General features: G+C 57.3%; 12 protein-coding genes. 5 read left to right on the forward strand and 7 right to left on the reverse strand.

Annotated features, from left to right (window positions below; genetic code table 11):
- Window positions 1-23: 23 nt before the first annotated feature.
- Window positions 24-1916: a DNA topoisomerase IV subunit B gene (gene parE / locus ACOTXD_RS01200; protein WP_003862513.1), complete on the forward strand. Its 1893-nt coding sequence runs from the start codon at window positions 24-26 to the stop codon at window positions 1914-1916.
- 101 nt (window positions 1917-2017) lie between these two features.
- Here parE and ACOTXD_RS01205 read toward each other — a convergent pair whose 3' ends face one another.
- The gene (locus tag ACOTXD_RS01205) at window positions 2018-2854 is read right to left on the reverse strand and encodes an AraC family transcriptional regulator (protein ID WP_061856822.1); all 837 of its coding nucleotides are present in this window, start codon (window positions 2852-2854) and stop codon (window positions 2018-2020) included.
- A 166-nt stretch (window positions 2855-3020) separates the two neighbouring features.
- Between ACOTXD_RS01205 and ACOTXD_RS01210 the strand changes: the two genes are divergently transcribed.
- The 3 genes from ACOTXD_RS01210 to ACOTXD_RS01220 are packed head-to-tail and all read left to right on the forward strand — an operon-like array spanning window position 3021 to window position 7348.
- On the forward strand, window positions 3021-4835 hold the full coding sequence (locus ACOTXD_RS01210) for a DUF2264 domain-containing protein (protein ID WP_032660343.1): 1815 nt from the start codon (window positions 3021-3023) through the stop codon (window positions 4833-4835).
- A gap of 31 nt (window positions 4836-4866) precedes the next feature.
- Window positions 4867-6132 (forward strand): oligosaccharide MFS transporter, encoded by a 1266-nt coding sequence (locus ACOTXD_RS01215; RefSeq protein WP_126297266.1) that lies wholly within the window; start codon window positions 4867-4869, stop codon window positions 6130-6132.
- A gap of 28 nt (window positions 6133-6160) precedes the next feature.
- On the forward strand, window positions 6161-7348 hold the full coding sequence (locus ACOTXD_RS01220; protein ID WP_061856824.1) for a glycoside hydrolase family 88 protein: 1188 nt from the start codon (window positions 6161-6163) through the stop codon (window positions 7346-7348).
- Window positions 7349-7360: 12 nt separating this feature from the next.
- Here the strand turns inward: ACOTXD_RS01220 and ACOTXD_RS01225 are convergent, their stop codons facing one another.
- The 6 genes from ACOTXD_RS01225 to qseB all read right to left on the reverse strand — a co-directional run bounded on the left by ACOTXD_RS01225 (window position 7361) and on the right by qseB (window position 11556).
- The gene (locus tag ACOTXD_RS01225; RefSeq protein ID WP_003862508.1) at window positions 7361-7888 is read right to left on the reverse strand and encodes a hypothetical protein; all 528 of its coding nucleotides are present in this window, start codon (window positions 7886-7888) and stop codon (window positions 7361-7363) included.
- Window positions 7889-7927: 39 nt separating this feature from the next.
- Entirely contained in the window at window positions 7928-8368 is a 441-nt protein-coding gene (gene lysM, locus ACOTXD_RS01230; RefSeq protein ID WP_003862507.1) for a peptidoglycan-binding protein LysM, read from the reverse strand.
- Window positions 8369-8520: 152 nt separating this feature from the next.
- Complete coding sequence (locus tag ACOTXD_RS01235) at window positions 8521-8835, reverse strand: putative quinol monooxygenase (RefSeq protein WP_003862506.1); 315 nt, start codon at window positions 8833-8835, stop codon at window positions 8521-8523.
- A gap of 30 nt (window positions 8836-8865) precedes the next feature.
- The gene (locus ACOTXD_RS01240) at window positions 8866-9447 is read right to left on the reverse strand and encodes an NAD(P)H-dependent oxidoreductase (RefSeq protein ID WP_032607911.1); all 582 of its coding nucleotides are present in this window, start codon (window positions 9445-9447) and stop codon (window positions 8866-8868) included.
- 103 nt (window positions 9448-9550) lie between these two features.
- The gene (gene qseC, locus ACOTXD_RS01245) at window positions 9551-10900 is read right to left on the reverse strand and encodes a quorum sensing histidine kinase QseC (RefSeq protein WP_058674836.1); all 1350 of its coding nucleotides are present in this window, start codon (window positions 10898-10900) and stop codon (window positions 9551-9553) included.
- Window positions 10897-11556 (reverse strand): quorum sensing response regulator transcription factor QseB, encoded by a 660-nt coding sequence (qseB, locus tag ACOTXD_RS01250; protein WP_023323747.1) that lies wholly within the window; start codon window positions 11554-11556, stop codon window positions 10897-10899. The genes qseC and qseB overlap by 4 nt, the downstream gene beginning before the upstream one ends.
- 139 nt (window positions 11557-11695) lie before the next feature.
- Here qseB and ACOTXD_RS01255 point away from each other — a divergent pair, with 139 nt between their 5' ends.
- Window positions 11696-12097: a YgiW/YdeI family stress tolerance OB fold protein gene (locus tag ACOTXD_RS01255; protein ID WP_003862501.1), complete on the forward strand. Its 402-nt coding sequence runs from the start codon at window positions 11696-11698 to the stop codon at window positions 12095-12097.
- The last annotated feature ends 103 nt before the right edge of the window (window positions 12098-12200 follow it).

Raw genomic sequence — 12200 nt, forward strand, 5'->3', positions numbered from 1 at the left:
AATGCGAATTGCTAGCTTAAATCATGACGCAAACCTATAACGCTGATGCCATTGAGGTACTCACCGGGCTTGAGCCGGTTCGCCGCCGCCCGGGGATGTACACCGATACGACGCGCCCAAACCACCTGGGCCAGGAAGTAATTGATAACAGTGTGGACGAAGCGCTGGCAGGCCATGCCAAACGCGTGGACGTTATCCTGCACGCCGATCAGTCGCTGGAAGTCATCGACGACGGCCGCGGCATGCCGGTAGATATCCACCCGGAAGAGGGTGTTCCCGCCGTTGAGCTGATCCTCTGTCGTCTGCACGCGGGCGGTAAGTTCTCCAACAAAAATTACCAGTTCTCCGGCGGCTTGCACGGCGTGGGGATCTCCGTGGTTAACGCCCTGTCAAAGCGCGTGGAAGTGAACGTCCGTCGCGACGGCCAGGTGTATAACATCGCGTTTGAAAACGGCGAAAAAGTGCAGGATTTGCAGGTTGTCGGGACGTGCGGTAAGCGCAACACCGGCACCAGCGTCCACTTCTGGCCTGACGAAAGCTTCTTCGACAGCCCACGCTTTTCTGTTTCCCGCCTGACGCACCTGCTGAAAGCCAAAGCGGTGCTGTGCCCGGGCGTGGAAATCACCTTTAAAGACCACGTTAATAATACCGAACAAACCTGGTGCTACGCCGATGGTCTGAACGACTACCTGTGCGAAGCGGTTAACGGCCTGCCAACCCTGCCGGAAAAACCGTTCGTCGGGAATTTCGAAGGCGATACTGAAGCGGTGGACTGGGCGCTGCTGTGGCTGCCGGAAGGCGGCGAGCTGCTGACCGAAAGCTACGTTAACCTGATCCCCACTATGCTCGGCGGGACCCACGTCAACGGCCTGCGTCAGGGGCTGCTGGATGCGATGCGCGAGTTCTGCGAATACCGCAACATTCTGCCGCGCGGCGTGAAGCTGTCGGCGGAAGATATCTGGGATCGCTGCGCCTACGTGCTTTCCGTGAAAATGCAGGATCCGCAGTTTGCCGGTCAGACTAAAGAGCGCCTGTCGTCACGCCAGTGTGCGGCGTTCGTCTCCGGCGTGGTGAAAGATGCATTTACCCTGTGGCTGAACCAGAACGTTCAGGCCGCAGAAATGCTGGCTGAAATGGCGATCTCCAGCGCCCAGCGTCGTCTGCGCGCGGCGAAGAAAGTGGTGCGTAAAAAGCTGACCAGCGGCCCCGCGCTGCCCGGCAAGCTGGCGGACTGTACCGCGCAGGATCTCAACCGCACCGAGCTGTTCCTGGTGGAAGGAGACTCGGCAGGCGGATCGGCCAAGCAGGCGCGCGATCGTGAATATCAGGCGATCATGCCGCTCAAGGGTAAGATCCTCAACACCTGGGAGGTCTCGTCTGATGAAGTGCTGGCCTCGCAGGAAGTACACGATATCTCGGTTGCGATCGGTATCGATCCGGACAGCGACGATCTGAGCCAGTTGCGCTACGGCAAGATCTGCATTCTCGCGGATGCGGACTCCGATGGCCTGCACATCGCCACGCTGCTCTGTGCGCTGTTTGTGAAGCATTTCCGCGCGCTGGTGAAAAACGGTCACGTCCACGTGGCGCTGCCGCCGCTGTACCGAATCGACCTCGGCAAAGAAGTTTACTATGCACTGACGGAAGAAGAGAAAGCGGGCGTGCTGGAACAGCTTAAGCGCAAGAAGGGCAAACCGAACGTTCAGCGCTTTAAGGGGCTGGGTGAGATGAACCCGATGCAGCTGCGTGAAACCACGCTGGATCCGAATACCCGCCGTCTGGTGCAGCTGACCATCAGCGATGAAGATGAACAGCAAACTAACGCCGTGATGGACATGCTGCTGGCCAAGAAACGTTCTGAAGATCGACGTAACTGGCTACAGGAGAAAGGCGACATGGCGGATATAGAGGCCTGATACACGCTGTCTTTTTGCCGGGTGGCGGCTGCGCCTTACCCGGCCTACTTAACCCGTAGGCCCGTGCAAGCGTAGCGCCGCCGGACAAGAAATGCAGCTCATCACGATGAATGGTTTTTCCGGTACTGCAACGGCGTCTCGCCAATCCCCTTTTTAAACGCGCTGATAAACCACGTCACGTCGGAAAATCCCGCCTGTGCGGCAATGTCACGCACGCTCGAATCAGTGTGGAGTAAACACTCGCACGCCTTACGCAACCTTAGCGTGTTCAGGTAGTCGTGAATTTTTTCGCCTGTTTCCGCATGGAATCTTCGCGATACGTAACTGCGCGATTTACCCAGCTCTGCAGCCAGCGCATCCAGACGAAATTTCTCCTGATAATGCTCGTCGAGCCAGATCATGACCTGGCTGGCGATCCCCTGGCTGTTGCCCGGCTCGCCGTCGCGATCGTCGGGCAGCATCGCGAACAGGCCGATCAGCAGGCTGGCGATGCTCTCGCCGTTCATCGGCGGTTTATAGCAGCTAAACAGATGGTCGATATGGTGGTGACAGTGGGCTAAATCGGCGACCCACGCTTCGCCGCCACGGCGTGACAGCCGCTCCAGGCGCTGCCGGGTCTGGGGAAAATCCCGCAGGATCTTCAGCACCGCGTGCTGGTCGAGATGAATAATGGTGCGGCGGTAAATTGCCTCCGCCTGTTCGTCCACCATGACCTTGTGCAGCGTAAAAGGCGGGAAGAAAAACAGTCGTCCGGGGCGCATGGTGTAGTGACGATTATCGACAATCGCCACGCCAAAGCCCTCTTCCACATAGAGGATCTCCAGACACTGATGCCAGTGATGGTAGCGCACCGTATTGGCAAACAGGCGGCTGAACGAGGCCACGGTATCGTTCAGGGCGATCAGTTCCAGAAGGTCGGTTGTCGACGTGTCGCGCATAGTGCAATAAAACTCAACTTTTTCCTGTCTGATCGTCTTTATAAACCACCTTTTTAAATTTTCTCAACTGGAGGTTTATTCATCGTTCATGCCTGTGACATGGCTAACATTTCTGCACCTTGCGGATTCACTATGCTTTGCCGCAGTTGATTACGAGGGCGAACCGATGTGGGCGGCAAACAAAGAAAAATCAAATCCGTTGTCTTCACGCCAGGAGGTAGTGGCGTCGTTGAATGCACTTTTACAGGCGCTGGACACGCAATTTCCGGCGAACCGTTCACGATTCCCGCTGGGCGACACCTGCGCCCATTACACAGCGGATATTGCGCAGATGGAGGGACTTTCCCGCGCGCTGTGGGGGCTGTTTCCGCTGATGGCATCTGGCGAAAGCACGCCGTTCAGCGAGAAGTACCTTACTGCCATTAAGCTTGGTACCGACCCGCAAAGCAGCGGTTACTGGGGTGAAACCGGCCCGTACGATCAGCGTCTGGTGGAGATGGCGGCCTACGGTCTGGGGCTCGCTCTGATGGGGGAGACGCTCACCGCGCGCTTTACCGGTCGCGAGGTGATGAACCTGCACGCGTGGCTCAACCAAATCACCGAAGCGCAGATGCCTGACAGCAACTGGAACTATTTTGCCATTATGGTTCAGCTAGGCTTTAAGCGCGCCGGCCTGCCGTACGATCAGGACGCCATTGACCACCGCTTTGCGCTGATGGACGCCTACTACCTCGGCGACGGCTGGTATTCCGACGGTCCCGGCCGCCCGAAAGATTACTACATCTCCATGGCTTTCCATTTCTACGGCCTGATTTACGCCACCCTGAGTAACGACGAGGCGAGGGCGAATGTGCTGCGCGAGCGCTCGCGCCTCTTCGCGGAAGACTTTATCTACTGGTCCGCCGCCGATGGCGCCTCGGTGCCGTTTGGCCGCAGCCTGACCTACCGCTTTGCCATGGTTGCCTTCTGGAGCGCGGTGGCCTTTTCTCAGCTGGACGTCTTCACCCCGGGCATCGTGAAAGGCATTGTGCTGCGGCATCTGCGCTGGTGGCAGCAGCAGTCGATTGTCGATCGCGACGGCATTCTCACCCTGGGGTTTGCGTATCCGAACCTGGCGATGTGCGAGGATTACAACTCCCCCGGTTCACCGTACTGGGCGCTGAAAACCTATCTGATCCTGGCGCTGCCGGAAGCACACCCGTTCTGGCAGGCGGAAGAACAACCGCTGCCCGCGCTTGCTGAAAAACATGTGATTCCGCATGCGCAGCAGATCCTGATGCATTCGAAAGATTCGCAGCACGTCGTCATGCTCACCGCCGGTCAGCTGGAACTGAACAACTACGTCAACACCGAAGCGAAATACACCAAATTTGCCTACTCCAGCCGCTTCGGATTCACCCTTGAGCGCGGGCGTTTTGGCCTGAAGCATGCCGCCTGCGATTCCATGCTGCTGCTGGCGGACGGAGATGACTATTTCCGCGGTCGTCGCGAGTGCGAAGAGGTTCGGGTGGATGAAAATTACATTTTCTCGCGCTGGTCGCCGTGGCGCGACGTGCAGATTGCGACCTGGCAGATCCCGTTCGGGGAGTGGCACCTGCGCCTGCACCGTATCAACAGCACGCGCACTCTGCAAACCGTCGAGGGCGGCTTTGCGGTGATGAAAACCGCCCACCAGGTGCGCGAACGCGGTTGTTATCTGTTGGCTGAAAACGGCAGCAGCGTCATTGTCGATCTTTCGCCGATCATTCAGCGCCAGCCAGACAGCATCGTCACGCCGCCGAACAGCAGCATTATGTTTGCGGAGTGCGCCTCCATTCCGCTGTTAAAAGCTGACCTCCCGCAAGGGGAAAGCTGGCTCTGTTGCGCCGTTCTGGCTGGCGGAAGACAGCTCGCTGCGGCGACGCCGCAGCTGAATATAACCCATAGCCGGGTCGTCATTAGCGAACCCGGAAGCGAACGTAAGCTGTCGTTCACATTATAAAAATCTGGCCCTACACGTCGGCGAGGATGATATGAAAAGCACATCGACAACCAACAGAACTGAATATTACAAAATCAGTAGCTTTATCTTTCTCTATTTCTTTACCTGGTCTGCCAGTATTGGACTGCTGGCGATCTGGCTTGGCCAGAAAGCCAATCTCAGCGGCTCGGTGATTGGAACCGTTTTTGCGGTGAACGGGATATTCTCCGTAATTCTTAAACCGATCTACGGCTATATTCTCGATAAGATCGGCATGAGCAAATACCTGCTCTATTTTGTGGTGATCATGTCGGCCCTGATGGCGCCGTTCTTTATTTACGTATACCAGCCGCTGTTAATGTCTAATACCCTGCTGGGGATTATTATCGGCGCGCTCTATTTAAGCTTTGCCTGGTACGCGGGCGTGGCGGCGTGTGAATCGTATTCTGACCGCTTTAGCCGCTTAAACGGCATGGAGTTCGGGCAGATCCGTATGTGGGGATCGCTCGGCTGGGCGGTGGCGTCATCCTTCTCCGGCCTGCTGTTCAACCTCTCACCGGCGTATAACTTTATTCTCGGCAGCGTGGCTTCGGTGGTGATGCTGATCGTCCTGCTGAGCCTGAAAGTGAACACTAACTCCGCTCACGCAGGCGAGGTGCTGACGAAAGAGAAAATTGCCCCGTCCGACGTTTACGCCCTGCTGCGTAACCGCAAATTCTGGGCCTTCTGCCTGTACGTGGCGGGCGTGGCGTGGATGATGTTTATCGCCGAGCAGCAGTTCTCGCGCTATTTCGTCACCTTCTTCGACGATATTCACCAGGGCAACGCGGTATTCGGTTATCTCGGGACCGTGCAGTCGGGCATGGAATTTGTCATGTATATGGTGGTCCCGCTGTTTGTGAACTTTATTGGCGCCAAACGCGGGCTATTAATTGTCGGGCTGGTGGTTGGGGCGCGTCTGATTATTTCCGGCATGTGTGATTCTCACCTGTTAATTTCAGTGCTTAAGCCGCTGTACGGTCTGGAAATTTGTCTCCTGCTGGTGTCGGTATTTAAATATATCGCCGAGCATTTCGACAAGCGCGTCAATGCCACCATGTATTTACTCGGCTATCAGGCGATGCTCTACGTTGGCAACGTGGTGGTCTCTTCCCCTGCCGGCTATATGTATGACCGTATTGGCTTTGAGCACACCTATATCATCATGGGCGCAACGGCGCTGACCTTTACCCTTATTTCTGCTTTTACGTTATCCGCCTGTCAGAGCAAATGGCGCGGGGCTCGTGCGCTGAACGTAGCAGAAACGTCAACACGATAAATTACGCCGTCAAAGAAGGAACCGAAATATGTTAAGTCGTATCAAAGAAGAACGCCTGCCTGTTATCGCTGCGCCCGTTGACTCCCGCGCATTCAGCGATGAACTGAATTCGGCGCGCAGCCACGTTCTGGACCTGATTAGCCGTCATTTAACGGAGTTCGGCGACAAATTCCCGGCGGAAACCTGCCAGAACGGTTTTTATCCGCTGACTGACAACGTGGAGTGGACCACCAGCTTCTGGACCGGGCAGCTGTGGCTGGCGTGGGAGATGAGCGGCGAGGAAAAATTCCGTGCGATGGCGGAAAAACACGTGCGCTCGTTTGGCCTGCGCATCGCCGGGCGCAACGACACCAATACCCACGATTTAGGCTTCCTTTACACGCTCTCCTGCGTAGCCGCGTGGCGGCTGACCGGAAACCGCGAGGCGCGCGGCTTCTCGCTGCTGGCGGCGGAAGCCCTGCTGGAACGCTTCCACGAGAAGGCGAAGATCATCCAGGCGTGGGGCGATCTCTCCGATCCGGAGCAGGCCGGGCGAATGATCATCGACTGCAACATGAACCTGCCGCTGCTCTACTGGGCAACGGAGCAGACGGGCGATCCGCGCTTTGCCGACGCCGCAAAAGCGCACGTCATGCAGGCGGCGACGTATCTCATTCGTGACGATGCCTCCACCTTCCACACCTACTATATGGATGTGGCAACCGGCGCACCGCGCTACGGCAACACCCAGCAGGGCTACGCCGACGACTCCTGCTGGTCGCGCGGGCAGGCGTGGGGCATTTACGGTTTCCTGCTGAGCTATATCTATACCGGCGACGAAACGATGATCGCTCTGTCAAAACGGCTGACGAACTACTTCCTCAATCGCCTGCCGGAAGACTACGTCTGCCACTGGGATCTGGCGCTGGTGGGCACCGACGCACTGCGTGACTCTTCCTCGGCGGCAATTGCGGTGTGTGGACTGCTGGAGCTGGTGAAACATCTGCCGGTCACAGATCCGGATCGCGAACGTTACCTCGAATGGGCGAAAGGGATTATGTCCTCGCTGACAAAGCACTATCTGATGGGTAAAGAAGAGAAGGGCAACGGGCTGCTTAAGCACTCGGTGTATCACCTGGCGAGCAATAAAGGCGTGGATGAGTGCGCAAGCTGGGGCGATTACTTCTACGTCGAGGCGCTGGTGCGCTTCACCCAGAGCTGGAAGCTGTACTGGTAACGGGCAGCGGTATCACCACCCAAGCACCTCTTTAATGGCGCGCCGGTAGGGCGTATCAAGCTGGGCAGGCACGCGGCAAATATAGTCCCGCGCATGGCTGCGGGTCTGTCCGCTGAGGCTGTCGAGATAAGCGATGGCCTCGTCCACGGCAGGAACCCTGCCTTCCTGCGACGCGCTTCTCGGCGGAAGCCCGGTCCAGATGAGCGCCTCAATTCCTCTCTCCCTCGCCCATGTCGAGATCGCTCCCGCGTTGCGTCCGGCTATCAGCAGCGAGCCGATACCATCGCAACGATCGTCAGGAATGGCCTCCCGCTCGCGCAGGGCCTGAGTGGCCACGCTCAGCGAAGTGGCATTCAGCCATACCCAAAGCACAGGCAGGGCGGGCGCGTTCATGCAGATGGCGGTCGCCAGTTCGCCGCCATCGCTGACGCGGCAGAACTCGACGGGCAAAGAAGGCCCGTCGGTTTGCCACTCACCGGCTACCGGTAGCGCGCCGCTTTTCCAGATTAACGAGCCCCAGCCAAGACAAGCGATTTTCATGCTGTTCCTCTGCGCGACGTGAACCAATAGCCTCAGACGTTATGCCTTAGGAATACGCAGCGTCTGGCCGGGATAAATTTTATCCGGGCTGGAGAGCATCGGGCGGTTCGCCTCAAAGATCTTGTTGTACTGATTGGCATCGCCGTACACGGTTTTAGAGATGGCGCTCAGGGTATCGCCGGATTTCACCGTATAGTAGGTTGCTTCATCTTTGGCGTCTGTCGCGGTGATATTGTTCTCCACCTCGCTGACGCCCGCGATGTTGCCGACGGCGACCTGGATTTTTTCTTTCTGCTCCTGCGTTAGCCCGTCGCCCGTTACGCTGGCCTTGCCATCGGTGACGTTAACCTGAACTTTATCGGAACCGGGAATGTTGAGTTTCTTGAGGTGCTCGGTGATTTTGTCGCTCTGACCCTTATGATCGGTCAGGTTGTCCCAAAGCTTTTCGCCTGCTTCTTTCACGAAGTTAAAAAGACCCATTCCATCCTCCTGTTAAACATGAAGTCAGAATAAGCATAGCAGTTGAGCGGTAAGGTGATAAAAAAAGCCCGGTGGCGTTAACGCTTACCGGGCCTGCGGGGGAAAGTTGTAGGCCGGGTAAACGTAGTGCCACCCGGCAAATTTCACAGAACTTAAACCCCTTGCTCCAGAATACGGATGTGGGTTTCCAGAACGTCCCCTTTCACCGCGTCGCTCCACGCTTTCATATGCGCGGTCTGCAAATGGGCTTCAAGGTGCGCGACGGTTTCCCACTGCTCCACCATGATGATAGAGTCTGGCGCGGTCGCCTGGAAGCTTGCGCTGGTGGCGGCGTCTACCATCGGCGCGTAGCCGTGGCAGCCTTCTTCTTTCAGTACGGTCGGGATGATCTTCGCGAACTCATCCAGTACTGCCTGGCGGTGATGTTGGCCAGGACGCGTACGGATTTCAGCAATAACGGTAAGCATAATTAACTCCTTCTAATTCCAGGCTACCAGTTAAGCAAAAATTTCCGCGAGATGCTTGCGATATTCTGCGATATAGCGCGGGACGTCCGGCATTTTAATTACGTCGTTGACGATAAAGGTCGGCAGCGGCTCCATACCCAGGAACTGATTCGCCTTGTGGAACGGCAGATACGCGCCGTCTACGCCCACGCCTTCGAAGAACTGATCTTTCTCGGTGAACGCTTCCAGCGGCGCGTTCCAGGTCAGGGAGAGCATATATTTTTTGCCCTGAATCAGACCGCCGGAACCGTATTTTTTAGACGCATCTGAACGGGTACGACCGTCGCTGGCATACAGCGAACCGTGACCTTCGGTAAACACATCGTCCATGTATTTTTTCACGGTCCACGGTGCGCCCATCCACCAGCCCGGCATCTGCCAGATCACCACGTCGGCCCACAGGAAGTTCTGCACTTCGGCCTTCACGTCGTAATCGCTGTCCGCGCGCACGACCTTAACATCATGTCCGGCGTCGCGCAGGAAACCATCCGCGACCTCGGTCAGGGTGTCATTGAGCTGGCCTTTAGAGTGCGCAAATTCTTTCGCGCCGTTGATAATCAGAATGTTGCTCATTATTTGTCCTCGATGATGAGAGTATGCCGGGTATTCTACGCGCGAGGACGGAGCGGAAAAATAAGCAAAATGTGCAAAGTCTTTTGCGCTCAGCGCAATAATCTTACCAGCTGACGGTCACCGCAAAACCCCCTTCCGGCGCATTGCCCAGCGAGACGCGCATCCCGTGCAACGCCGCGATACGCTTGACGATAGACAACCCCAGACCGCTGCCGGTGGCGTCCTGGCCCGGTGGACGATAAAAGCGCTCGCCGAGACGCGTCAGCGCATCGGTTGAAATGCCCGGGCCGTTGTCGCGCACGGTAAAGCTTTGGGTGTTCAGCGTCACGTCCACCACGCTGCCGCGCGGGCTGTAACGAACGGCGTTGTCCAGCAGGTTACGCGCCAGAAGGCTCAGCAGTAGCGGCTGTCCGTGACGCATCACCTCGGGCGCATTAGCGTTGAGCCGAACATCAATGCCCGCCTGCTGCGCCGGATGCCAGATATCCAGCACCGCGGATTGCAGCAAATCGGCCATCATCACGGGTTCGACGTCATCAAGATTATCCAGTGAATCCAGGCGCGACAGGGTGAGAAGCTGATCCACCAGCCGGGAGGCGCGGTCGATGCCTGCGTGCAATTGCCCCAGCGCTTTAGACTGCGCCCCGGGATCGTCAAGGGAAAGCTGCGCCACGTCGGTTTGCACCTTCAGCGCGGCCAGCGGGCTGCGCAACTCATGGGCGGCATCCGAGGTGAAGCGACGCTCGCGGGCCATCATCTCCTGCGTACGGGCGAAAAGATGGTTAAGCGCATCAAGCAGGGGGCGAACCTCCGTCGGCACGCCGTGGGTGGGCAGCGTATCGGTCGCATCCGGGGAGCGCGAGCGCAGGGTCTGCGCCAGGTTTTTCAGCGGTTTCAGTTCCCGGCTCAGCAGAACAATCAGCAACAGCAGCATTATGGGCAGCGCCACCAGCCACGGCGTCAGCTGCGAGCTGACCACGTCCAGCGCCATATCCTGTCGGTACTCCCACTCCTGGCCAACCACCACGCGGTATTTCCCGTCCGGAGAAGTCAGCCACAGGAAACGCCATTCGTCGTTGTCATCCTGCAACCGACCGTCATCAAACCCGTCCCGGCGGTAGAGGTAAGGTATGTCGCGCCCGTTTTCGCCGTCGTTAAGCACCATGCTGCCGTCGGCGGTGAAGATTGCGAAGGCCAGCGCATCGTCGTCAAGATGGCCGTGTTTGGCTTTTTTCGGCACCTCGCGCATGCGTTCCGGGGCGCGAAGTTCGTCCACGTCCATCGTCAGCAGCCGTTTGGCAAACAGCATCTGCTGGGTATCGAACAGCTTATCGAGCTTGTCGGTCGTCTGGTGCCAGGCCACCACGCTTGCGGCAAACCAGGCCGCCAGGGACAGCAGCAAAAAGAGGAGCGTCAGGCGCAGCTTCAGGCTCAGGCGTTGGGTCAGTTTCATGCGTCACCCAGGGTATAACCGATGCCGTGCACGGTGCGGATAAAGTCGCTGCCGAGCTTGCGGCGTAAATGATGAACGTGGACTTCGACAGCGTTGCTGGAGACGTCATCATCCCAGTTGTAGAGCTTCTCCTCGATGGCCTTGCGCGGCAGCACGCGGCCCGCGTTGCGCATCAGCAGTTCCAGCAGGGCGAACTCTTTGGGTTTGAGCACCAGCGTTTCGCCCTCCAGCGTGGCGACAAGGCTTGCCGGATCGAGCGTGACCTTGCCGTGACGCAACTCGCTGCGCGCCTGACCGTGGCTGCGGCGTACCAGCGCTTCGAGGCGGGCCGCCACTTCAATCAGCGCGAACGGCTTACACAGGTAATCATCCGCCCCCAGGCGTAACCCTTCGACGCGCTGATTCAGCGCATCCCGCGCGGTCAGGATCAGCACCGGTTCGCTCTTTCCGCTTTCGCGCCAGGCGCGCAGGATCTCAAGCCCGTCGATTTCCGGCAGCGTCAGATCAAGCACCACGGCATCATACGGCGCGGTGTACAGGGCCGCCTGCCCGGTTTTCCCGTCGGTAAACCAGTCCACGTTAAAGCCCATTTTGCTTAAGCCCGCTTTGATGCCGTCGCCAATGAGCTTGTCGTCTTCTACCAGTAAAATGCGCATATTTCCTCCTTGATGCCGTCAGTAAACCTTCTGCAAGCGCCTGCTGTACAGTAAAAATAAATAAATTTTCCCCTTAAGAAGTTGTTAAGGTTTACCCTGTTTAATGGATTGTGAAACGACATTAAAGGGAGAGATAAAGATGAAAAAATTCGCTGCAATTGCTGCCATCATGATGATGACCACGGCCCCTGTCTTCGCTGCACAGGGTGGCTTCTCTGGCCCATCTGCGACACAGAATCAGACGCAAACCCAGCAGGGTGGCTTTGTCGATAACAACGCCAACCTCACCACCGCGGCTAAAGTGAAAGACCTGAAGGACGATGCCTGGGTGAAGCTGCGCGGGAACATTACCGAGCGCCTGTCCGATGACCGTTACACCTTCCGCGATGAAAGCGGCACGGTGGTGGTGGAGATCGACCACAAGCGCTGGAACGGCGTGACGGTGACGCCGCAGGATAAAGTCGAACTCCAGGGTAAAATCGATAAAGACTGGAACGAGTTTGAAATCGACGTGAAGCAGGTTATCAAGCTGAACAAATAACCCGGAAAGGGCCGCATGAGCGGCCCTTTTTCTTTGTGACTCAACTCGCCAGATGAGGTAGTATCTGCGGCAATATTGCCTGAAACCCATCGGTTTCTGAGTT

Origin of the sequence: Enterobacter cloacae complex sp. CDL013 (assembly GCF_049238805.1) — a bacterium.
GTDB classification, from domain to species: Bacteria; Pseudomonadota; Gammaproteobacteria; order Enterobacterales; family Enterobacteriaceae; genus Enterobacter; species Enterobacter hormaechei_C.

What these genes read in the sequence shown, in the direction of transcription:
- qseB (WP_023323747.1), bottom strand. Translation starts at nt 11,556, where the DNA reads ATGCGCATTTTACTGGTAGAAGACGACAAGCTCATTGGCGACGGCATC.
- qseC (WP_058674836.1), bottom strand. Translation starts at nt 10,900, where the DNA reads ATGAAACTGACCCAACGCCTGAGCCTGAAGCTGCGCCTGACGCTCCTC.
- ACOTXD_RS01210 (WP_032660343.1), top strand. Translation starts at nt 3,021, where the DNA reads ATGTGGGCGGCAAACAAAGAAAAATCAAATCCGTTGTCTTCACGCCAG.
- ACOTXD_RS01240 (WP_032607911.1), bottom strand. Translation starts at nt 9,447, where the DNA reads ATGAGCAACATTCTGATTATCAACGGCGCGAAAGAATTTGCGCACTCT.
- lysM (WP_003862507.1), bottom strand. Translation starts at nt 8,368, where the DNA reads ATGGGTCTTTTTAACTTCGTGAAAGAAGCAGGCGAAAAGCTTTGGGAC.
- ACOTXD_RS01235 (WP_003862506.1), bottom strand. Translation starts at nt 8,835, where the DNA reads ATGCTTACCGTTATTGCTGAAATCCGTACGCGTCCTGGCCAACATCAC.
- ACOTXD_RS01215 (WP_126297266.1), top strand. Translation starts at nt 4,867, where the DNA reads ATGAAAAGCACATCGACAACCAACAGAACTGAATATTACAAAATCAGT.
- parE (WP_003862513.1), top strand. Translation starts at nt 24, where the DNA reads ATGACGCAAACCTATAACGCTGATGCCATTGAGGTACTCACCGGGCTT.
- ACOTXD_RS01205 (WP_061856822.1), bottom strand. Translation starts at nt 2,854, where the DNA reads ATGCGCGACACGTCGACAACCGACCTTCTGGAACTGATCGCCCTGAAC.
- ACOTXD_RS01225 (WP_003862508.1), bottom strand. Translation starts at nt 7,888, where the DNA reads ATGAAAATCGCTTGTCTTGGCTGGGGCTCGTTAATCTGGAAAAGCGGC.
- ACOTXD_RS01255 (WP_003862501.1), top strand. Translation starts at nt 11,696, where the DNA reads ATGAAAAAATTCGCTGCAATTGCTGCCATCATGATGATGACCACGGCC.
- ACOTXD_RS01220 (WP_061856824.1), top strand. Translation starts at nt 6,161, where the DNA reads ATGTTAAGTCGTATCAAAGAAGAACGCCTGCCTGTTATCGCTGCGCCC.